This window comes from Nonomuraea turcica (assembly GCF_030718205.1).
In the GTDB taxonomy this organism is placed as follows: Bacteria; Actinomycetota; Actinomycetes; order Streptosporangiales; family Streptosporangiaceae; genus Nonomuraea.
This window is the reverse complement of the sequence record NZ_JAUZQF010000005.1, coordinates 358,399-378,513: the sequence shown is the minus strand read 5'-3', so window position 1 is coordinate 378,513 and position 20,115 is coordinate 358,399. Positions and strand designations below refer to the sequence as shown.

Below are 20,115 nucleotides of genomic sequence, written 5' to 3'. Positions count from 1 at the left end.
ACGTCACACCACTTTGGTGTTGACCTCCGCGAAGTGGCAGGCGGTGGGGTGGCCGATGCCGCGGTCGGTCAGGGCGGGCTCCTCGACGGCGCAGATGTCCTGGGCCTTCCAGCACCGCGAGCGGAACCTGCATCCGCTCGGCGGATCCAGCGGGCTCGGCACCTCACCGGTGAGGATGATCCGCTGCCTGCGGCGCTCCTCGCGCGGATTGGCCATCGGCGCGGCCGACAGCAGCGCCTGGGTGTAAGGGTGGGCGGGACGGTCGTAGACGTCGTCACGCGAGCCGGTCTCGACGATCTTGCCGAGGTACATCACCGCGACCCGGTCGGAGATGTGCCTGACCACCGACAGGTCGTGCGCGATGAAGATGTACGCCAGCCCGAACGCGTCCTGCAGATCCTCCAGCAGGTTGACCACTCCGGCCTGCACCGACACGTCCAGCGCCGACACCGGCTCGTCGAGCACGAGGAGCTTGGGCTCCAGCGCCAGCGCGCGGGCGATCCCGACGCGCTGGCGCTGCCCGCCGGAGAACTCGTGCGGATACCTGTTACCGTGCTCGGGGTTGAGGCCGACCCGTTCGAGCAGTTCGGCCACCCGGGCGGGGCCGCCGTCCTGCCAGCGGCCGTGGACCTTCAGCGGCTCCGCGATGATGTCGTTGACCGGCAGCTTCGGGTTGAGCGAGGCGTAGGGATCCTGGAAGACGATCTGGATGTCCCGCCGCACCGCTCGCAGCCGTTTGGGCGGCATCGTCGTCAGCTCTTCGCCTTCGAAGAGCACCGAGCCGGACGTGGGCTTGTGGAGCTGGAGGATGGCCCGGCCCGTCGTCGACTTGCCGCATCCCGACTCGCCGACGACGCCGAGGGTCTCGCCCTGGTCGACATGCAGGCAGACGCCGCTGACCGCCTGGATGTGGCCGCCCACTTTGCGCAGGAGACCGCCGCCGCGTACGGGGAAGCTCATCACCAGGTCGTTGACCTCGAGCAGGTGGGTCATCGGACGGCCTCGCTCCCGTTGCGGAACAGCGCGGTGGGGTCCGCCGCCGCGGCCACGTCGCGCCAGTGGTGGCAGGCGGCGTAGTGCCCGCCTTCGCCGGCTTCCATCAGGGTGGGCTCCTCGCTGCGGCAGGTGCCGTCGGCCAGCGGGCAGCGGGGCGAGAACGGGCAGCCCGCCGGCAGGTTGATCAAGGACGGCGGGGCCCCGCCGATCGGGCGCAGCCGCCCGCCCGACGTCTCCAGCGACGGCATCGAGCCGAGCAGCCCCGCCGTGTACGGCATGCGCGGCTTGTAGAAGATCGTGTCGGTGTCGCCGATCTCGACCGGCTTGCCGGCGTACATGACCAGCACCCGATGCGCGATGCCCGCGACCACGCCGAGGTCGTGCGTGATCAGCACGATCGCGGCGTTGACGGCGTCCTTGACGGCCAGGAGCTTCTCCAGGATCTGCGCCTGGACGGTGACGTCGAGGGCCGTGGTCGGCTCGTCGGCGATGATGACGTCCGGGTTGTTGATGACCGCCATAGCGATCATCGCGCGCTGGCGCATGCCGCCGGAGAACTCGTGGGGGTAGGCGCGCAGGCGTGCCTCGGCCTGCGGGATGCCGACCAGGTCGAGCATCTCCTTGGCGCGCGCGAGCGCCTGTTTCCTCGGCACGAGGCCGTGCGCGAGCACCGCCTCGGCGAGCTGGTCGCCGATCGTGTGCACGGGGTTCAGCGCCGTCATGGGGTCCTGGAAGATCATGGCGAGCTTCCCGCCGCGCAGCGCCCGCCGCCTGCGGCCGGGCAGCTTCAGCACGTCCTCGCCGCGGTACAGGATCCGGCCCCGCACGCGGGCGCCGCGCGGGAGCAGCCCCATCACGGCCAGGGAGGAGACCGACTTGCCCGAGCCGGATTCGCCGACGATGCCGAGCACCTCCCGCTCGTGCAGCGTGTAGGAGACGCCCCGGACGGCGTGGACGACGCCGTCGTCTGTCGGGAACTCGACGGTCAGGTCCTCCACGCGAAGAATCTCACTGGCGGGACTGGTCATCAGGCACGCACCCGGGTCTGTCGAGGGTCGAAGGCGTCACGCAGGCCGTCGCCGATGAAGTTGATGGACAGGGCGATCGCGATGATGAAGACGCCCGGCCACCAGAACAGCCACGGGCGGGTGGTCATCGCGCTGCGATAGGTGTCGATGAGCTGGCCGAGGGAGACGTCGGGCGGCTGCACGCCGACGCCGAGGAACGACAGCGCCGATTCCAGGAGCACCGCGTTGGCCACGGCCAGGGTGGCGCTGACGATGATGACGCCGACGGTGTTCGGCAGGATGTGCCGGAAGATGATCCGGCCGGCGGAGGTCCCCACCGCCCGTGCCGCCTCCACGAACTCCTTCTCGCGCAGCGACAGGAACTCGCCCCGGATCAGCCGGCCCAGCGTGGGCCAGGTCACCAGGCCGATGCAGATGGCCAGGATCACGATGCCCGAGTCGCCGAACGCCCGTCCGACGATGGCCGCGATGATGAGGATCGGAATGGTGATCATCACATCGGTCAGCCGCATGATGATCGATTCCGTAATTTTCCTGAAGTATCCGGCGAAGGCGCCTGCGATCGTCCCGACCGTGGTGGCGACGAAGCCGACGATGAACGCGACGATGATCGACTGCTGGGTGCCGCGCATGGTCAGCGCGAAGTAGTCGATGCCGATGTTGTCCTGGCCGAACGGATGCTCGCCGAGGTGGATCCCCTGACCGCCGAGGAACGCGGGGACCACGCTGAGCGTCGGCCTGCCCTGGTTGACCAGTGATCCGGTGGCGAGATACGTCTTGTCCCACCAGCCGGGCACGGGCCCGAACCCGATGGAGGTGAACGCCAGCAGGACGACGCCGCCGAAGACGACCATGCCGGCGAGCGCGGCGCGGTGCCGGAAGAACCGGCGGCGGACCATCTGGCTCTGGGTGCGGGCGACGACGGTCATGCCCTGCGCGGCCCCTGGAGCCTGGGCGCTGATCGTCATAGGTGGTTCTCCCTCATGACAGCCTGATCCGCGGGTCGAGATAGGCGTAGACGATGTCGGCCAGCATGTTGAAGATGACGATGGCGGTCCCCGAGACGATGAAGAACGCCATGACCGGGGCCGGGTCCACTTGCTGGAGCCCCTTGAGGAACAGGCTCCCCATGCCCTGCCAGCCGAAGACGTTCTCGGTCACGATGGCGCCGCCGATCACGCCCGCGAAGTCGACGGCCATCAGCGTGGTGATCGGGATCATCCCGTTGCGGAAGGCGTGCTTGGTGATCACCGTGCGCTCGGGCAGGCCCTTGGCCCGCGCGGTGCGCACGTAGTCGAGGTTCATCACCTCGAGCATGCTGGAGCGGCTATAGCGCGTGTACGTGGCCAGGGAGATCAGGATCAGCGCCATGGTCGGCAGCAGGAGGTGCCCGGCCGCGTCCAGGTTGGTCTGCCAGAAGTCGCCGGTGAAGTTCGGGGTGCGCGAGCCGATCGTGGAGATCGGACGGCCGCGGACCCGCTCGCTGTAGGCGGCGAAGCCGCGCAACATCCGGTCAAGGAAGATCAGCCCACCGGTGATCAGCCCGGTCAGCACGGCGGCGGTGATCGCCTGGCGGCGGAGCAGACCGCCGAGGCCGTACCCGAGTCCCGCGCAGACGGCCACGGTGACGAGCGCGAGCCCGAAGACACCCGCCCAGCCGGGGTCGGCCAGCACGGGATCCAGGACCTCGGACAGGAGCACGCCGATTCCCGCGGCCGCCAGGGCCGCGTAGAGCGGGCCGCGGTACTGCAGCCCGGAGACCAGCACGGTCAGCCCGATCGCGGTGCCTCCCGCGAGAACGGCCAGCGCGAACAGCCCGATGCCCGGATCGGCGAACCAGCGGGTCGCCGAGAGCAGCGCCAGCGTCACGGCCGTGACGGCGGCGCCCGCACCGAACGCGGCCAGCCTGAGCCGCCGGTCGCCCATGGCCAGCGCCGCCCAGGCGAGGCCGCCGACCAGGGCCGCCGAGCCGATGACGGCAGGCGGGATGACGGGATCGCGGAGCCAGTCGTTGAACTCGATGGCGATGTACTGCTTGAGCATCACCGCGACCCAGAAGAGCGGAAGCGAGAAGCAGACGAAGGCGGCGAAGGTGACCGAGTAGTCGAAGGCGCTGTACTGCCGCAGCGCCGAGACGATGCCCACGATCACGCCGATGACGACCGCGAGCACGGTGGCCGCCACGACGAGCTGGAGCGTCGCCGACAGGGCCGCGCCGAGCAGCACGCCCACGTCCTGGCCGTCGCGGTTGACGCCGAGGTCACCGCGGAACAGGTTGCCGAGCCAGGCCAGATACCTCAGGGGAAGGGCGACGTCGAGGTTCATCCGGTCGATGCGGTCGGCCATCCTCCTTTCCCGGTCCGGGCCCGGAAGCTCCCTCAGGTCCTCCAGCGGGTCGCCGGCGAGCGCCGTCAGCCCGTAGATGACCATGGTGGCGGCCAGGAGGACGAAGAAGGAGGTGATCAGTCTTCGGGAGATGAAGGCGATCACTCGCTACCCCCTTGGTTCATGGCGACGATGTGCCGGCGCGTGGGCCGGGGACCTGCGGGTGCCCTGCCCACGCGCGGCTGGTTCAGGATGATCGGACGGCTAGGGCGCCAGTGTCCACTTGTCCATGTTCCAGGTCACCGACGACTGCGCCGGGTTCGGCACGACGCCCTGGAGCTTCTCGTCCCACGCGAGCAGACCCGGGTGGGCGAACAGCGGGATCGTGGCGAGGTCCGCCCAGAGCAGCTTCTCGATCTCGGCGACCATGGCGGGGTGCTTGGTCTTGTCGACCTCGCCGTTGAGCTTCTTGATGAGCTCGTCGACTTCCTTGTTGGAATAGCAGCCGTTGTTGTTCTCCTTGCCGGCCTCGCTGCACTCCTTGGCCGTGGTGTACGTGGAGCTCCATTGGCTGACCTCGGCCGAGCCGCTCCACGCGAACAGGGCGACGTCGTAGGTGTTGGTGGCCAGCGGTCCGCCGGCCTCGAAGAACTTCTCGTCACCGGCGTCGACGATCTTGAAGCCGGCCTTGCCGCAGGAGTCCGCGATCAGCTGCACTTCCTGGGTGCGGCGGGGGTTGGGCAGGTTGTGGCCGATCTTCACTTCCATCCCGGCCTTGCCGGCCTTCTCCAGCAGCGCCTTGGCGCCCTCGACGTCGGGCTGGGCGTAGGTCTCCGAGCCACTGCCCTGCGCGACGGTGGCGTACTCGGCCTCGAACGGGAACTTGGTGCGGACCTGCAGCACCTGTGCCTGCGGCGCGAGCGGCTTGATCAGGTTGTCCACGATGAGCTGCCTGGGCACGCACTTGGCGAACGCCTCGCGCAGCGTCTTGTCCTTGAACGCACCCTCGAAGTTGAAGTCCAGGTGCTCGTAGGTGTACTGGTCGCCGGGTTTCACGGTGACGCCCTGCATGCCTTCGAGCTGGGCGAGCAGGTCGGGGTTGGGCTGCGGCTCGATGAGGTTGACCTCGCGGTTCTGCAGAGCCTGGGCCTGCTCCTCCTGCGAGATGACCCGCATGACGATGGTCGGCGTCACGGGCTTGGGGCCCCACCACTTGTCGTTGGCGGTGAGGGTCAGCGACTGGCCGGGCTCCATGGCGGAGATCTTGTACGGGCCGGCGGCGGGGAAGAGCGACATGTCCTTGATGCCGCCCTCGATGACCCAGCCCTCGTTGTAGAACTTGATCACCGCCTCCAGCTTCTTGGCGTCCTGCGCCTGCACCGCGGCGATGAAGTCCGCCTCGCTCATGCCCGCCGCCTTGTAGGCCACATGGGCGGGCAGCAGGTCCGCGGCGCCGGGGCCGTTGCTGTCCCAGTCGGCGAACGGCGCGGAGTACTCGAAGGTGAACTTCTTGTCGCCTGCCTTGCACGCCGGAGTCTTGGTGAGCTCGACGCCGCTGGTGCCGTCGACCTGGAAGCCCTTGACCTTGCCCGACTTGGCCGCCCAGAACAGCAGGGCGTCGTCACAGTCGATGGGGGTGCCGTCGGACCACACGGCACTGGAGTTGAACTCGTAGTCGACGGTCAGCGGGTCGTCGGAGCTCTTGGTGTAGGTGCCGAAGTCCTTGTCCGGGGTCACGACGCCGTTCTCGCCGTAGTACCAGAAGCCGGCCAGGACCCGCTGCATGGCCGTGCTGTTGACGAGGTTGTTCACCGCGGTGCTGTTGTAGGAGTTGAACTCCTGCTCACCGGCATAGGTGATGGTCTGCGCCGCGGGGTCCGAGGCCGAGGCCGAGGGCTTGCTCGCCCCGTCGCCGGTCTGCCCGCAAGCCGACAGCAGAAGCGCGCCTCCTGCCACCGCCGTGAGGAATCTCCCAAGTCTCCGCCTGTGGGACACGACAGCTCTCCTTTGTCCGAACCAGGGTCAACGCCGCTAGTTAGTGCGGAATAGAATCATTGACTAATGTTTCGGACAAATTGCCTGACAGTAATGTTGCAGAGTTGAGATCTATGTCCACCCGTTCCGTAATGTCCCTCTTGGGGAGGCCTGCAGGTCGAAAGGCACCTATAGACAGGAGGGGATGACCTATGCAAAGGTGTGCCACTACAGCCATCGGCGTCTGAAACATTCGCCTGGGCGTATTGTGGTGCGCCCTCGGTAAGGCGGCTTTTCCGTTGCCATCCTGGGCTGCCATTTACAGATATGGCCGTTTAGAGATTTAGCGGAACCTTCACTTCTCGCCCCTTCATGAGCGCCGGCATCGCACCGCGCACACCCGGCGCGCGGCATGATCGCGGCGCGGCCCCGTACGGGTGGACCCGCAGGTCTTCGCCACGAGGTTCACCGCGCGGACGCCTGCCTGCCCCCGGGGGGCGACGCCGTTGTCATTTCCGCATGTCGACATAGGCGCGAGACCCCTTCAGGGAAGGACGCCCGCCCATGACGATCTCTCTTGACACCGGTCGGTACACGGTCGACATGGCCACCACCGCCGCCGACCTGCGGGCCGCGCAACGATTGCGGTACGAGGTCTTCGCCGAGGAGATGGGGGCGCGCCTGGACAGCCCCGTCTCGGGCCTCGACGCGGACCGGTTCGACGCCTACTGCGACCACATCCTCGTCAGGGACGGCGCCGAGGTCGTCGGCACGTACCGGCTGCTGCCTCCGGGCCGGACCGACCGGCTCTACTCCGACGGCGAGTTCGACCTGCGCAACCTCGCCCCGATCAGGAAGGGGCTGGTCGAGGCCGGCCGCACCTGCGTGCATCCCGACCACCGGGACGGCGCGGTGATGGCCCTCATGTGGGCCGGCATCGCCCGGTACATGACGGACGGCGGCCACCAGTGGCTGGCCGGCTGCTGCTCGGTCCCGCTCGACGACCAGGGCGCCGTCGCGGCGGCCGTCGTCGACCAGGTGCCGCTCGGGCCGGAGGAGTACCGGGTCACGCCGCGCGAGCCCTGGCGCGGCCGCCGGGGCGGGGCTCGCGGCGACCGGTTCGTGCCGCCGGCGCTGCTGCGCGGCTATCTGCGGCTGGGGTCCTGGGTGTGCGGGGCGCCCGCGCACGACCGGGACTTCGGCACCGCCGACTTCTTCGTGCTGCTGTCCATGGCCCGCGTCAACCACCGCTACCTGCGCTACTTCCTCGGAGAGACCGCGCAGGGAGCGTCACGGTGAGCGGCACGAGCAGCGGCACGGTGAGTGGCCCTGTGAGTAGCCCGGTGAGCGGCATCGCCCAGGCCAACCCTTGGCGGCCGGTCGGCCCGTGCACGACCGCCACGTGCGTGACGGGCCCGGCCGCCGCTGCGGGGATGCTGCGCCGGGTGGCGCGGCTGTCGGCGGCCCTGCTCGTGATCCTCGCCGGCCTGCCGGTGTCTCTGGCGGCCTTCCGGATGCCGGCCCGTGTGCGGGCGGCGATCACGAGGGCGTGGGCCAGGCTGCTGCTCCGGGCACTCGGCATCCGGGTCGAGGTCCCGCCGGGAATGCCCGGCGCTGAGGGACTTGTCGTGGCCAACCACATCTCCTGGCTGGACCCGCTCGTGCTCGCCGCGACGGTGCCGTCGCGGCCGCTCGCCAAGCAGGAGATCGCCGGATGGCCGGTCGTCGGACGGCTCGCGGCCGGCTCGGGGGCGCTGTTCATCGACCGGGAGCGCCTGTACGCGCTCCCGGGGACCGTCGCGGCGGTCGCGGGCGCGCTGCGGGCCGGCGACACCGTCGTCGCCTTCCCCGAGGGAACGACCTGGTGCGGGCGCGGGATGGGCCGGTTCCGGCCGGCGGTGTTCCAGGCCGCCATCGACGCGGGGGCGGCGGTGGTCCCGGCGGCGCTGTGGTATCACGAGGGCGGCGCCACCTCGACCCGCGCCTGCTTCGTCGGCGACGACTCGCTGCTGGCCTCAATGCTGCGGGTGGCCGCCACCCGGGACCTCGCCGTCGAGGTGACGCTCCTCGACCCGGTACGGCCCGCGCCCGCCGACCGGGCGGCGCTGGCCGCGCTGGCCGAGGGCCGGATCCGCGCACACGTGCTCGACGACGCGCACGCCGGCTGGGCGGCGAAGGCACCCTTCAATACGCTCGTGCCCGCCGCGGCAGGCGGAATCGACCTCGCTCAGCCGGTACGTTCCCCATGACGGCCGTGACGGCTGCTCACGCGGGCACGACGTGGCCGACGCGGAAGAAGCCGTCCGGGTCGTAGGCCCGCTTGACCTCCCGCAGCCGCCGGTAGTCCGCCGCGCTGTAGGCGGCCGCCGTACGCCGCGGGTCGGACAGGAAGTTGAGGAACGTGCCCCCGTTGGCGTACGGCCGCAGCTCCTCGGCCAGGCCCGGCACCGGCGTGTCCACGATGACCGACAGCTTGGTGCTCCGGTGGCTGACCGGGCCCGCGTCGGGTCCCGGCCGGCCCAGCGCGCCGCCCCAGTGCCGGATCTCCACGGTCTGCGCCTGCTCGGCGGCCTGCACCACGATGTCGGCGACCTCGCCGGGGACCGTGTCGAACATGTCCATGTGCCGGTTCGGGGTGCCGCCCATCGCCGCGTCCACGTACGCGATCGTGCGGGTCTCGTCCAGCAGCGCCGGGCCGGCCGCCCGCCACAGCGGGGCCAGCAGCCGCCTGCCCTCGGCGGCCTCCCCGGCGTGCACGACCTTCAGCATCGCCACGTGCCGGCCAGGCAGCGGCCCGCCGGCGGGCATGCGCTTGAGGACGACGGCGGTGCTGATCTCGTCGGGCGCGTCGTCGATCCAGGTCCGGTACGCGTGCAGGAGGCCGGCCGCCGCCTCGATCGGGAAGTACGCGAACCCCGCGTAGACCTGCGCGACCGGGTAGAGCCGGAACTCCAGCGAGGTCACCACGCCGAACCCCCCGCCGCCCCCGCGCAGCGCCCAGAACAGCTCGGGATGGCTGCTCGCGCTCGCCGTGACGTGCCGGCCGTCGGCCAGCAGCACCTCGGCCCGCACCACGCTGTCGGCGGCGAACCCGTGCTTGCGGGCCAGCCAGCCGAGGCCGCCGCCCAGCGTGTACCCGGTGACGCCGACCGACGGCGCCGACCCCGACAGCGGCGCCAGGCCGAACGGCGCGGCGGCGGCCAGCACCGCGCTCCAGCGTGCGCCCGGCCCCACCCGGGCGGTCCGGCGGACGGGGTCCACCAGCACCGACGCCATCGGCGACGTCCTGACCAGCACGCCGCCGTCACCCGCGGCGTGCGTGCCGTGCCCGGTCGACTGCACGGCGAACGGCACCCCGTGCGCCCGCGCGGCGAGCAGCGCCGCCCGCACGTCCGCCGCCCCGTACGCCTCGGCCACCAGGGCCGGGCGGGCGTCCACGGCGGGGTTGAGCGAGCGACGCAGCTCGTCGTAGGCGTCCTGGCCCGGAAGATGCACGGGGCCGGTGAAGCCCGGGAGGGCGATCTCGTCCTGGAGGGTGACGGTGGACGGCTGGCTCATCTTTCTGCCCTTCTCTGCGGTGATCTGTGATCACTGTGCTGGAGGGCGCTTACGGTCCCGTTCTCGTGGCCTTACCGCGCCCCTTAAGCCGTGAAGGGCTCCAGGATCTTGCCGCCGCCGGGGAAAGGAATCCGCCGGCGGTCGCCGCCCGGGCTACGCCTGTGGTCGTACGAGCGTGCCGCCTGCTCCAGCGGGAGGGGTATGAGGCCCTGGCGGGATCTTTCTGGTTAGGTAAGGCTAATCTAATATGCCGTCCATAAGGGCAAGACGCGCAACGAGGAGAATCCATGGCCATCCCCCCGCCACGTACCCTTGCCGCCGCGCTCGCCGTCGCCGCCGTGCTGGGCGTCAGCGCCTGTGGCGGCACGGCCTCCCCACCCGCCGCCCCCGCCGCGTCGGCCCCGGCCTCCGCCGCGGGGCAGGGCCCCTGGACCTGGACCGACGACCGGGGCAAGAACATCTCCCTGCCACAACGGCCGCAGCGCATCGTGGCCCAGTTCGACTCGGCGGCCGCGCTGTGGGACTTCGGTGTGCGGCCCATCGCGGTGTATGGCCCGCACCGGCTCAAAGACGGCAGCCGTGACCGGGCGGTGGGCGAGGTCGACATCGCGAAGGTGGAGTCGATCGGCAACGCCTTCGGCGAGTTCAACGTCGAGAAGTACGCCTCGCTCCAGCCCGACGTGCTGGTGGCGGGCATGTACGAGAAGGACAAGCTCTGGTACGTCCCGGCGGAGTCCGTCCAGGCCGTCGACCAGATCGCGCCGTCCGTGGGCGTGATGCACAGCGGCAAGCCCCTGCTGGAGATCATCGAGAAGTACAGTCAGCTCGCCGCCGCGCTCGGCGCGGACCCGAAGGCGGCCCCTGTGGTCGAGGCCAAGAACCGCTTCGACGCCGCCAGCGCCGCCCTCAAGACCCTCGCCGCGGCCAAGCCCGACCTGAAGATCATGATCGTCGCCGGGGCACCCGACGGCCTGTACGTCACATACCAGCCCGACCACCCCGACATCAAGTACTGGGGTGAGCTGGGGCTGAACATCGTCTCCCCGCCCAAACCCTCGGAAGGCGGCTTCTGGGAGCTCGTAAGCTGGGAGAGCGCCGACAAGTACCAGGCCGACGTGATCCTCGTGGACGCCCGCGCCCAGTCGATGACGATCGAGGAGATGGCGAAGAAGCCGACCTGGGCCAAGCTGCCCGCGGTCAAGGCGGGGCAGCTCTACCCGTGGCGCGCGGCCGAGCGCTACAGCTACCTCGGCTATGCCAACGTCATGGAGGAGCTCAAGACCAACCTCGACAAGGCCCGCGACGACGTCGTCAGGTGACGGGCACGATCTCGGCCCGGGTCAGCACACCGTCCTCGATCGTGAGCAGCCCGATCGTGCCGTGCGGCTGGCGGCGGCGGTCGGTGGGCGAGCCCGGGTTGAAGATCCGCAGCCCCTCGCCCGACTCGTCGAGCGGGATGTGCGAGTGCCCGAAGACCACCAGGTCCGCCTGCGGGAACCGGCGCCGCAGGCGGGCCGCCCGGCCCGTGGCCGGGCCGCTGTCGTGGATCATCCCGATCCGCAGCCCGTCCAGGGTCAGCTCCAGCGTCTCGGGCGCGTCCACGTCGGGGCCGTCGTTGTTGCCCTTCACCACGTGCACCGGCGCGTACGCGGCCAGCTCGGCCAGCACCGAGGCGACGCAGACGTCGCCCGCGTGCAGGATGACGTCCGCATCGCGCAGGTGCTCGGCGACCCTGGGCGGGCACGAGCGCCAGCGCCTGGGCGCGTGGGTGTCCGACAGCGCGACGACCTTCATACGCTCCTCATGCCCCGTCCGCGCGACCCAACCTCAGCTCGCCGGCTCCTCGGCGAACGCCGCCCGGTCGGCCGCCGATGCGAAGCGCACCTCCCCGTCGATCGCGAACGTCGCCACGCGCTGGTGCCCCGGCGCGCCCCCGTGATGAGGGCGCCGACATCCCGGACGAGCTGCGCGGCCAGCGCCGGCAGCCGGCGGCTCGACCAAATCATGTCAAGACAGGCGATCTGCTCGGTCTTCAAGATAGTGCCGCTCCGGCAGGCTGGTCGTCAGCCGGGCCGCCTCCCGGTATTCCTCCACGGCCGCCGCCCGGTCGCCCGCCATCTCCAGCAGGTGGGCGCGTACCGCGGCCAGCCGGTGGTGCCGCGTCATCCGCTCGTCGGCCGCCAGGCGGTCGAGCAGCTCGAGCCCGGCCCTCGGGCCGCGCACCATGGCCACGGCGACCGCGTGGTTGAGCTTGACGACCGGGTTGTCGTCCAGGCCCGACAGCACCCCGTACAGCGCGAGGATCTGCGGCCAGTCGGTCTCCTCGGCGGTGGGCGCCTCGTCGTGCACGGCCGCGATGGCCGCCTGCAGCTGGTAGGGCCCGAGCACGGTCGTCGACAGCGCCTTCGTCACCAGCTCGACGCCCTCGTCGACGAGCCGCCGGTCCCACAGGCTCCGGTCTTGCTCGGCGAGCGGGATCAGCCTCCCGCCCGGCCCGGTCCGCGCCGGCCGCCGCGCCTCGGTCAGCAGCATGAGCGCCAGCAGCCCGGCCACCTCCCCGTCGCCGGGCAGCAGCCGGTGCACGGCCCTGGCGAGCCTGATCGCCTCGCTGGTCAGCTCGGTCCGGTGCAACTCCGGTCCGGAGGTGGCGGTGTAACCTTCGTTGAAGATCAAGTACAGCACGTGCAGCACCACGCGCAGCCGGTCGGCCCGCTCGGCCTCCGGCGGCATCGCGAAGCTCGCGCCGGTGGTCTTGATGCGCTGCTTGGCCCGGCTGATGCGCTGCGCCATCGTGGCCTCCGGCACCAGGAACGCGCTGGCGATCTGCGCCGTCGTCAGCCCGCCCACCGCCCGCAGCGTGAGCGCCAGCTGCGAGGGCTGAGAGAGTGCGGGATGGCAGCACAGGAACAGCAGCGTCAGCGTGTCGTCCTGGTCGCCGGTCCGCTCCTCGCCCGGCGCCGGCGCCACGAACGCGTCGGCGGGCACGCTGACGGCCACGCTCTCCTCCCGCCGCCGGCGCGCGTGCTCGCTGCGCATGTGGTCGACGACCCGGCGCGCGGCCACGGTGATCAGCCACGCCCGCGGGTTGTCCGGCAGACCCTGCTCCGGCCACTGCACGGCCGCGTCGAGCAGCGCTTCCTGCACGGCGTCCTCGCAGGTGTCGAACTGCTCGTAGCGGCGTACGAGCACGCCCAGGACCTGCGGCGCCAGCTCCCGCACCAGGCTCTCGACGGCAGTCACGGCCCCTACACCTCGTCGATGACGTGCTGCGACTCGGGGCCGGCGGAGATCATCAGCATGTATGTCACGGGCACATGGTAGTGGCGCGGCCGCTCAGGCGTTTGGGCCGCACGTGACCGGCGACGTCATGACGAGGGCAGGGTTTGTGTCCACCCTGTCATGGCATGGCCCGCCAGGGGTAGCGGGGGTGCTATGGGGGCGACAACGCGATCGTGCGCCGGGAATCTGCCACTCGAGCTCACCAGCTTCGTCGGTCGCAGGCGCGAACTGGCGGAGGGCAAGCGTGCGCTCTCGGCGGGCCGGATGCTCACCCTCATCGGCGTGGGAGGGGTGGGCAAGACCCGGCTGGCGCGGAAGATCGCCGCGGAGATGTCACGGGAGTTCGAGGACGGGGTCTGGCTGATCGACCTGGCGCCGCTGGGGGCCAGGGACCTCCTCGCCGAAACGGTCGCCGCCGCCGTCGGATGCCCGTACCCGGATATAGATTCTCTGGCCGCGTACCTGCAGGACAAGAAGACGCTGCTGGTGCTGGACAACTGTGAGCACCTGCTCGCCCAGTGCGGCGCACTGGCGGGCGACCTGCTGTCGACGGCCCCCGGGCTGCGCATCCTGGCGACCAGCAGGCAGGCGCTGAACATCGAGGGCGAGCAGGTGCTGGAGATCTCGCCGTTCACGGTGCCCGAGCCGGCCGAGGCGTCCATGGAGGACGTCCTGCACAACGAGGCGGTGCGGTTGTTCGAGGACCGCGCCATGGCCGTCGTGCCCGGGTTCAAGGTCGACGACGCCAACATCCTGGCGGTGGCGCGGCTGTGCCGGCGGCTGGACGGCATCGCCCTGGCCATCGAGTTGGCGGCGGCACGCGTGGTGATTCTCTCCGCGGAGCAGATCCTCCAGCGGCTTGACGACCGTTTCCGGCTGCTGACGACCGGGCTCACCACCGCGCCGCCACGGCAGAAGACTCTGCGAGCGCTGTTGGACTGGAGTTACGACCTGTGCTCCGAGGAGGAGCAGGCGCTGTGGGGGCGGATGTCGGTCTTCTCCGGCGGCTGTGACCTTGAAGCCATCGAGCAGGTGTGCTCGGAGGACGGCATCGCCCGGGAAGGTGTGCCGGACCTGGTGACTCAGCTGGTGAGCAAGTCGATCGTGCTGCGCCGCGGGCAGGACTCCACCGTACGTTTCGACATGCTGGAGACGCTGCGCCAGTACGGATGGGAGCGGCTGGTCGCCTCCGGCCAGGACACGACCCTGCGGCTGCGGCACCGCGACTGGTGCCGCGACCTGGCGGCGCGAGCCGAGGCGGAATGGTTCGGCGACCATCAGATGGAATGGCTCGGCCGCCTGGGCCGGGAGCAGGGCAACGTCCGGGCCGCGCTGGAGTTCTGCCTGAGCGAGCCCGGTGAGGCCTGGGCCGCCCTCGAGATCGCCGCCGCGATGTGGAGTCACCGGCTCTCCTGGAGCTCCCCGAGCGAAGGCCACCATTGGCTGGAGCGGGCGCTCGCCAAGGAGCCGGGCGCCGGGGCGGTCCGGGCCAAGGCCCTGTGGGTCGACGCGTGGCTCGTGCTGCTCCGGGGCGATCCCGAAACGGCGAAGCCGTTGCTGGAAGAGTGCCGCACGCTGGCGGAGCGGCTCGGCGACGAGGCCCAGCTCGCCGGCGCCCTCCACATCACGGGGTTCTCCGCGCTGCTGGCCGGAGACTTCGCCCGGGCCTTCACGCTGCTGGAGGAGGCCCTGGCCCGGCGCCGCGTCATCGGCCATCGGGGTCATGAGTGGGTCGCGCTCTTCCAACTCGCCCTGACGGCCGTCCTCATGGACGATCCGCGTTCCACGAAACTCTGCGAGGAGGTGCTGGAGACGGCCAGGCGCGCGAACGCCGATTGGTCGGTGTCCTACGCGCTGTGGGTCACGGCTCTCGAGCGGTGGCGGCGGGGCGCTCTCTGCGACGCCGTGACCATGATGCGTGACTCCGTGCGGCTGAAGTTGCGCTGCAACGACCATCTGGGCCTGGCCCAGTGCGTCGAGGGGCTGGCCTGGGTCCTGGCCGACGACAAGCTGTACGAGCAGGCCGCCCAGATGCTCGGCGCCGCCCAGGTGGCCTGGCGGTCGATCGGAACGTCACTGTCCGGCCTCGGGCACCTGGCCGGTGCTCATGACCGGTGCGAGTCCACCCTCCGCCGGCACCTGAAAGACGATCGGTTCCAGGTCGCCTTCGACCGCGGCGCGGAGCTCACCCTCGACCAGGTCGCCGCTTACGCCCTGGACGAGCGGCCCGCACGACCACCCACACCCGACGTGACCTCCGTCCTCACCCGCAGGGAGCGGGAGATCGCCGAATGCGTGGCGAAGGGCATGAGCAACAAGCAGATCGCGGACGCCCTGTTCATCGCGCAACGCACCGCGGAGTGCCATGTCGAGAACATCCTCCGCAAGCTGAACTTCACGTCCAGGTCCCAAATCGTCAAAACCTGGGACTCACGCCCGCCCGATCAAGAGTGACCCCGGGCCTTTGACCATGGGTTCTGTACGATGAAACGGATATTCGGCGACCTCGAGGCCCTGTCCGCCAGGTGGTGAGGTCCCGCGGAGACAGCTGTGCACAACGACATCTCGCATCACCGTCCGGCCAGACCGGGATCAAGGACCGGCCCCGATCCGCTCGTCCGGATCCGGGGACTCCGCAAACACTTCGGCGGCATCCACGCGCTCCGAGGAGTGGACCTCGACCTCCACGGCGGCGACATCCTCGCCCTGCTCGGCGCCAACGGAGCCGGCAAATCGACCCTGATCAAGATCTTGGCCGGGATCCATCACGCCGACGAGGGACAGGTCGTCGTGGCCGGCCATCCCCTGGGAAGCCAGGCCGCTTCCGCCGGCATGGCCTTCATCCACCAGGATCTCGGCCTCGTGGAATGGATGAGCGTCGCGGAGAACATCGCCCTCGGCGCCGGATATGCCCGGCGCGGCGGCCTCATCTCCTGGCGCGCGGTGCGGCAGCGCGGTGTGGACGCCCTGCGGGCCATCGCCTCTCACCTCGACCCCGACCTGCCGATCGCGCAGTTGACGCGCGCGGAGCGTTCGCTCGTGGCCATCGCCCGCGCGCTGGCCACGGATGCGACGGTCCTCGTGTTCGACGAGCCGACCGCCTCCCTGCCCGCCGCCGACTGCGTCGCCCTGTTCGACGTGCTGCGTACGCTCCGTGACCGCGGCCACGGGATCCTGTACGTCACGCACCGGATCGACGAGGTCTACCGGATCGCCGGCAGCGTCGCCGTCCTGCGCGACGGACGCGTCGTCAGCCGCGGACCGCTCGCGGGCCGCCGGCCGGCCGATCTCGTACGCGACATCGTCGGCCGGGAGAGCCGGGTTTACCGCCACCGGCATCGCCGGCCAGGAGAGGTCCTGCTGCGCGTCGCCGGCGTGCGTGCCGGGCAGGCGGGACCGGTCGGTTTCGAGCTGCGCGCAGGCGAGACGCTCGGCCTGGTCGGACTCGCGGGCGCCGGGCACGTGGACATCGGACGTGCGCTGGCGGGCGCGTGCCCCCTCCTGTCGGGCAGCGTGCACCTGGCAGGGCGGCCGTACCGGCCGGGCTCGGTGTCGGCCGCCGTCGGCGCGGGCGCCGGTCTCGTGAGCGGCGACCGGCACGAAGAGGCCGCCGCGGAGCTGAGCGTACGGGAGAACCTCCTGGCCAACCCCGCGACCCGCGGCCGATCGCCGCTGAGCCTGGTGGGAGCCCGGCGGGAGCGCGCCGAGACGATGGCGGTCATCACGCGACTGCGGGTCAGCCCCGCCGACACCGAGGCGACTTTCGCCACCCTGTCCGGCGGGAACCAGCAGAAGATCCTGCTCGGGCGCTGGCTCGGCGCCCGCAGCCGGCTGCTGATCCTCGAGGAGCCCACGGCCGGCGTCGACGTCGGCGCGAAGTCCGAGATCTACCGGCTGCTGGGTGAGGCCCTGGTGGGCGGGCTGGCCGCCCTGCTCGTCTCCGCGGACTTCGAGGAAGTCGTGAACATGTGCGACCGCGTACTCGTGTTCACCCGCGGAGCGGTCACCGCCGAGCTCGGCGGTGACGCCCTCACCGTCGCCGCCCTCACCCACGCGGCCACGGCCGCGCCCGCCGGCCGCCGGGCGGAGCGTTGCTGACCAGAGAGCTCGTCCGGCGGCGGCTCGCCGCGGGACGTCTCATCGGCGGCTACGGGCTGCCGGCGCTGGCCTTCCTCTTGTTCGTCGTGTTCGCACTCGTCCTGCCGGACACCTTCCCCACGATGGCCAACCTGACGGCGATCATCTCCGCCTATTCGATCATCGCTATCCTGGCGCAGGGCGCGATGATCCCCATCGTCACGGGCAACTTCGACCTGTCCATCGGCTACGGCCTCGGGCTGGGCCATGTCATGACACTGCTCCTCGTCGTCAACGCCGGCTGGCCGTGGCCCCAGGCCTGCCTGGCCGTGCTCGCCGGCGGCGTCGCGGTCGGCGTGATCAACGGTCTCCTCGTGGTGTTCGCGCGCATAGACTCCTTCATCGCGACGCTCGGCACCGGCAGCGTCCTGTACGCCGTCACGGGCTGGGTGACGCACGGCGCCCGCATCTTCGCCGGCCCGCAAGGCCTGCCCGCCGGTCTCACCGACCTGTACGACTCGACCTTCCTCAACCTGCCGATAGCCGCGTTCTACGTCCTCGTCCTGACCGCTGCGCTCTGGGTCGTGCTCGAGCGGCTCGCGCTGGGCCGCTACCTCTATGTCATCGGCTCCAACCTGCGGGCGGCGGAACTCGTCGGGATCCCCGTCCGCCGCTACGTCATCCTCGCCTTCGCGGGCTCGGGCCTGGTGACCGGATTCGCGGGGATCCTGCTCGCCGCCCAGCAGCAGATCGGCAACCCGAGCGTCGGGCTGGACCACCTGCTGCCGGCGTTCGTCGCCGCGCTGCTCGGCTCCACCACGATCAAGCCCGGGCGGGTCAACCCCTGGGGCACCGTCGTCGCCGTCGCCATCCTGGCCATCGGGCTGTCGGGCATCAGCCAGCTGGGGGCGGACTTCTGGGTGACCCCCCTGTTCAACGGGATCACGCTGCTCATCGCGGTCGGACTGGCCGGCTATTCGGCGCGGCGCCGCACACGCGCCGGCCCCGCTGCCGCCGCCGCTGACTGATGAGGCCGGAGTGATTGAGCCCGGAGTGATGAGATGAACCCTGAGTGATAGGTGAGCCCTGAGTGACGAGCCCTGAGTGAGGAGCCCTGAGCGAGGAGCAGGCATGGATCTCACCTGCCGCGGATTCCGGCGTGGTGCGACGGCGCTGGCGCTGGCCGCCGTGGTGACCGGCGTGGTGGCCGGCGGCTGCTCACGCGGCGCGCCCCGCCCCACGCCGGACGGCCCGCCCACCCGGGACCGGGCGGCCAGTCCGTGCCCTGACGTGACGGACACGGCCGCGCGGGCGGTCGCGCGGGCCGAAGCGGTGAACACTGCGTGGGACGGCCCCACGACCGGGCCGCGCGCGGTCGCCGGCAAGGGCGTGGTCTTCGTCGCCTCGACCATGACGAACCCCGGCGTGGCCGGCACCGCCGACGGGGTGCGGGAGGCCGCCCGGACCATAGGATGGCGCGTCCGCGTGATCGACGGCCAAGGCACCCCGGCCGGGATCCGGTCGGCTCTGGGTCAGGCGATCGCCCTCCGGCCATCCGGCATCGTCATCGGGGGATTCGACCCGAACTCCGTGGCTCAGCAGGTCAAACAGGCCGACGCCGCCGGCATTCCGCTCGTCGGCTGGCACGCCACCCCGTCACCGGGCCCCAGCGTGAATCCCAAGCTCTTCACCAACGTGACGAGCCGGGTGGAGGACGTCGCGAGGATCAGCGCGTACTGGATCATCGCCACCTCCAACGGCGACGCGGACGTCGTGATCTTCACCGACTCCTCGATCCCCTTCGCGGAGAACAAGTCCCAGCTGATCAGGAAGACGCTGCAGAGCTGTTCCGGCGTGAAGGTGCTCGCGTACGAGAACATCCCGCTGCCCGACACCGGCAGCCGGATGCCGGTGGTGACCTCCTCGCTGTTGTCACGCTTCGGCGAGCGGTGGACGCACTCGGTCGCCATCAACGACGTCTACTTCGCCGACGCCGCCCCGGCGCTGCGTGCCGCGGGACGGAAAGGCGGCGGGCCTCCCTACGCCATCGGCGCCGGGGACGGGGATCCTTCGGCGTTCCAGCGCATCCGCGCCCGGCAGTTCCAGCAGGCGACGGTCCCTGAGCCGCTGAACGCTCAGGGCAGCCAGATCATCGACGAGCTCAACCGCGCGTTCGCCGGCCGGCCGCCCAGCGGGTACGTGACGCCGGTGCACCTGACCACGACCGGGAACGTGGGCAACTCCACCTCATGGGAGCCACGGGGCTACCGGGAGGCCTACCGGCGCATCTGGCTCGGCTAAGGGACGGCCGGTGCAACAGTGCTTATATAAGCACTCTTAAAATCTGCTCATGGCGGACTCCCACGCACCCGATCCCACCCAGGAGAGCCTCTGGCGGCCTCTGCGGCTCCTGCAGGCATCGATGGACGCGGACATCGCCCGGCTCTACTCCGACAAGCGCATCAACGGGCTCAAGCCGAGCTTCGTCATGGAGTTGCTCCGGCTCCACGCCCACGGGCCGATGACCATCACCGAACTGGCCGAGTCGGTCGGACGGACGCATTCGGCGCTCAGCCAGAAGGTGGCGGCGATGCGCGCGGCCGGCTGGGTCCGGACCGTCGCGGGCGAGGACGCACGCAGCAAGAAGGTGACGCTCACCGACAACGCCCGCGGCATCGTCGGCCGCCTGGCGGCGGAGTGGCGGGCCACGGAGGCCGCCATCGCCGAGATCGAGGCCGAGATCCCCTATCCGCTCACCCGCGTCGTCGCCGATATCGAGCAGGTCCTCGCCCGCAAGAGTTTCCACGATCGGATCGCCGAAAAGCTGGCGGAGGACCCGGCGTGGGAGTGAGGCGCGCGCTGCGGGCCTCGCCGCTGT

16 protein-coding genes are annotated in these 20,115 nt (G+C 70.7%); 8 read left to right on the top strand and 8 right to left on the bottom strand.

From position 1 onward, the window contains the following. Positions 1-3: 3 nt before the first annotated feature. The 5 genes from Q9G87_RS16085 to Q9G87_RS16065 all read right to left on the bottom strand — a co-directional run bounded on the left by Q9G87_RS16085 (position 4) and on the right by Q9G87_RS16065 (position 6,344). Complete coding sequence (locus Q9G87_RS16085; RefSeq protein ID WP_305917150.1) at positions 4-993, bottom strand: ABC transporter ATP-binding protein; 990 nt, start codon at positions 991-993, stop codon at positions 4-6. Beyond that, complete coding sequence (locus Q9G87_RS16080; protein WP_305917149.1) at positions 990-2,024, bottom strand: ABC transporter ATP-binding protein; 1,035 nt, start codon at positions 2,022-2,024, stop codon at positions 990-992. The genes Q9G87_RS16085 and Q9G87_RS16080 overlap by 4 nt, the downstream gene beginning before the upstream one ends. Next, entirely contained in the window at positions 2,024-2,992 is a 969-nt protein-coding gene (locus Q9G87_RS16075; protein ID WP_305917148.1) for an ABC transporter permease, read from the bottom strand. The genes Q9G87_RS16080 and Q9G87_RS16075 overlap by 1 nt, the downstream gene beginning before the upstream one ends. Before the next feature lie 13 nt (positions 2,993-3,005). Next, positions 3,006-4,514 carry an ABC transporter permease gene (locus Q9G87_RS16070; RefSeq protein WP_305917147.1) on the bottom strand — a complete coding sequence of 503 codons (1,509 nt, stop codon included), beginning with the start codon at positions 4,512-4,514 and terminating at the stop codon, positions 3,006-3,008. Positions 4,515-4,613: 99 nt separating this feature from the next. Then, complete coding sequence (locus Q9G87_RS16065) at positions 4,614-6,344, bottom strand: ABC transporter family substrate-binding protein (RefSeq protein ID WP_305917146.1); 1,731 nt, start codon at positions 6,342-6,344, stop codon at positions 4,614-4,616. A 543-nt stretch (positions 6,345-6,887) separates the two neighbouring features. Here Q9G87_RS16065 and Q9G87_RS16060 point away from each other — a divergent pair. Both Q9G87_RS16060 and Q9G87_RS16055 read left to right on the top strand, forming a co-directional pair. Next, complete coding sequence (locus Q9G87_RS16060) at positions 6,888-7,622, top strand: GNAT family N-acetyltransferase (protein ID WP_305917145.1); 735 nt, start codon at positions 6,888-6,890, stop codon at positions 7,620-7,622. Beyond that, complete coding sequence (locus tag Q9G87_RS16055; RefSeq protein ID WP_305917144.1) at positions 7,619-8,572, top strand: lysophospholipid acyltransferase family protein; 954 nt, start codon at positions 7,619-7,621, stop codon at positions 8,570-8,572. The genes Q9G87_RS16060 and Q9G87_RS16055 overlap by 4 nt, the downstream gene beginning before the upstream one ends. A 16-nt stretch (positions 8,573-8,588) precedes the next feature. Here Q9G87_RS16055 and Q9G87_RS16050 read toward each other — a convergent pair whose 3' ends face one another. Beyond that, positions 8,589-9,881, bottom strand: a complete 1,293-nt coding sequence (locus Q9G87_RS16050; protein WP_305917143.1) for an FAD-binding oxidoreductase — start codon at positions 9,879-9,881, stop codon at positions 8,589-8,591. A gap of 287 nt (positions 9,882-10,168) precedes the next feature. Between Q9G87_RS16050 and Q9G87_RS16045 the strand changes: the two genes are divergently transcribed. Continuing rightward, positions 10,169-11,200 (top strand): ABC transporter substrate-binding protein, encoded by a 1,032-nt coding sequence (locus Q9G87_RS16045; protein ID WP_305917142.1) that lies wholly within the window; start codon positions 10,169-10,171, stop codon positions 11,198-11,200. On the opposite strand, the gene Q9G87_RS16040 is transcribed toward Q9G87_RS16045, so the two are convergent. Together Q9G87_RS16040 and Q9G87_RS16035 are read right to left on the bottom strand one after the other, a co-directional pair. Further along, positions 11,193-11,675: a metallophosphoesterase family protein gene (locus Q9G87_RS16040; protein ID WP_305917141.1), complete on the bottom strand. Its 483-nt coding sequence runs from the start codon at positions 11,673-11,675 to the stop codon at positions 11,193-11,195. The genes Q9G87_RS16045 and Q9G87_RS16040 overlap by 8 nt on opposite strands. Before the next feature lie 213 nt (positions 11,676-11,888). Then, positions 11,889-13,121: an RNA polymerase sigma factor gene (locus tag Q9G87_RS16035; protein WP_305917140.1), complete on the bottom strand. Its 1,233-nt coding sequence runs from the start codon at positions 13,119-13,121 to the stop codon at positions 11,889-11,891. A gap of 192 nt (positions 13,122-13,313) precedes the next feature. Between Q9G87_RS16035 and Q9G87_RS16030 the strand changes: the two genes are divergently transcribed. The 5 genes from Q9G87_RS16030 to Q9G87_RS16010 all read left to right on the top strand — a co-directional run bounded on the left by Q9G87_RS16030 (position 13,314) and on the right by Q9G87_RS16010 (position 20,088). After that, positions 13,314-15,614, top strand: a complete 2,301-nt coding sequence (locus tag Q9G87_RS16030) for an ATP-binding protein (RefSeq protein ID WP_305917139.1) — start codon at positions 13,314-13,316, stop codon at positions 15,612-15,614. A 96-nt stretch (positions 15,615-15,710) separates the two neighbouring features. After that, positions 15,711-17,258 carry a sugar ABC transporter ATP-binding protein gene (locus Q9G87_RS16025; RefSeq protein WP_305917138.1) on the top strand — a complete coding sequence of 516 codons (1,548 nt, stop codon included), beginning with the start codon at positions 15,711-15,713 and terminating at the stop codon, positions 17,256-17,258. Beyond that, complete coding sequence (locus tag Q9G87_RS16020; RefSeq protein ID WP_305917137.1) at positions 17,252-18,265, top strand: ABC transporter permease; 1,014 nt, start codon at positions 17,252-17,254, stop codon at positions 18,263-18,265. Before Q9G87_RS16025 ends, Q9G87_RS16020 begins: the two co-directional genes overlap by 7 nt. Positions 18,266-18,368: 103 nt before the next feature. Next, a complete protein-coding gene (locus Q9G87_RS16015; protein ID WP_305917136.1) occupies positions 18,369-19,538 on the top strand; it encodes a substrate-binding domain-containing protein in 1,170 nt (389 codons plus the stop codon). A gap of 49 nt (positions 19,539-19,587) precedes the next feature. After that, positions 19,588-20,088, top strand: coding sequence for a MarR family winged helix-turn-helix transcriptional regulator (locus Q9G87_RS16010; protein ID WP_305917135.1), 501 nt, complete (start codon positions 19,588-19,590; stop codon positions 20,086-20,088). Positions 20,089-20,115 lie beyond the last annotated feature (27 nt).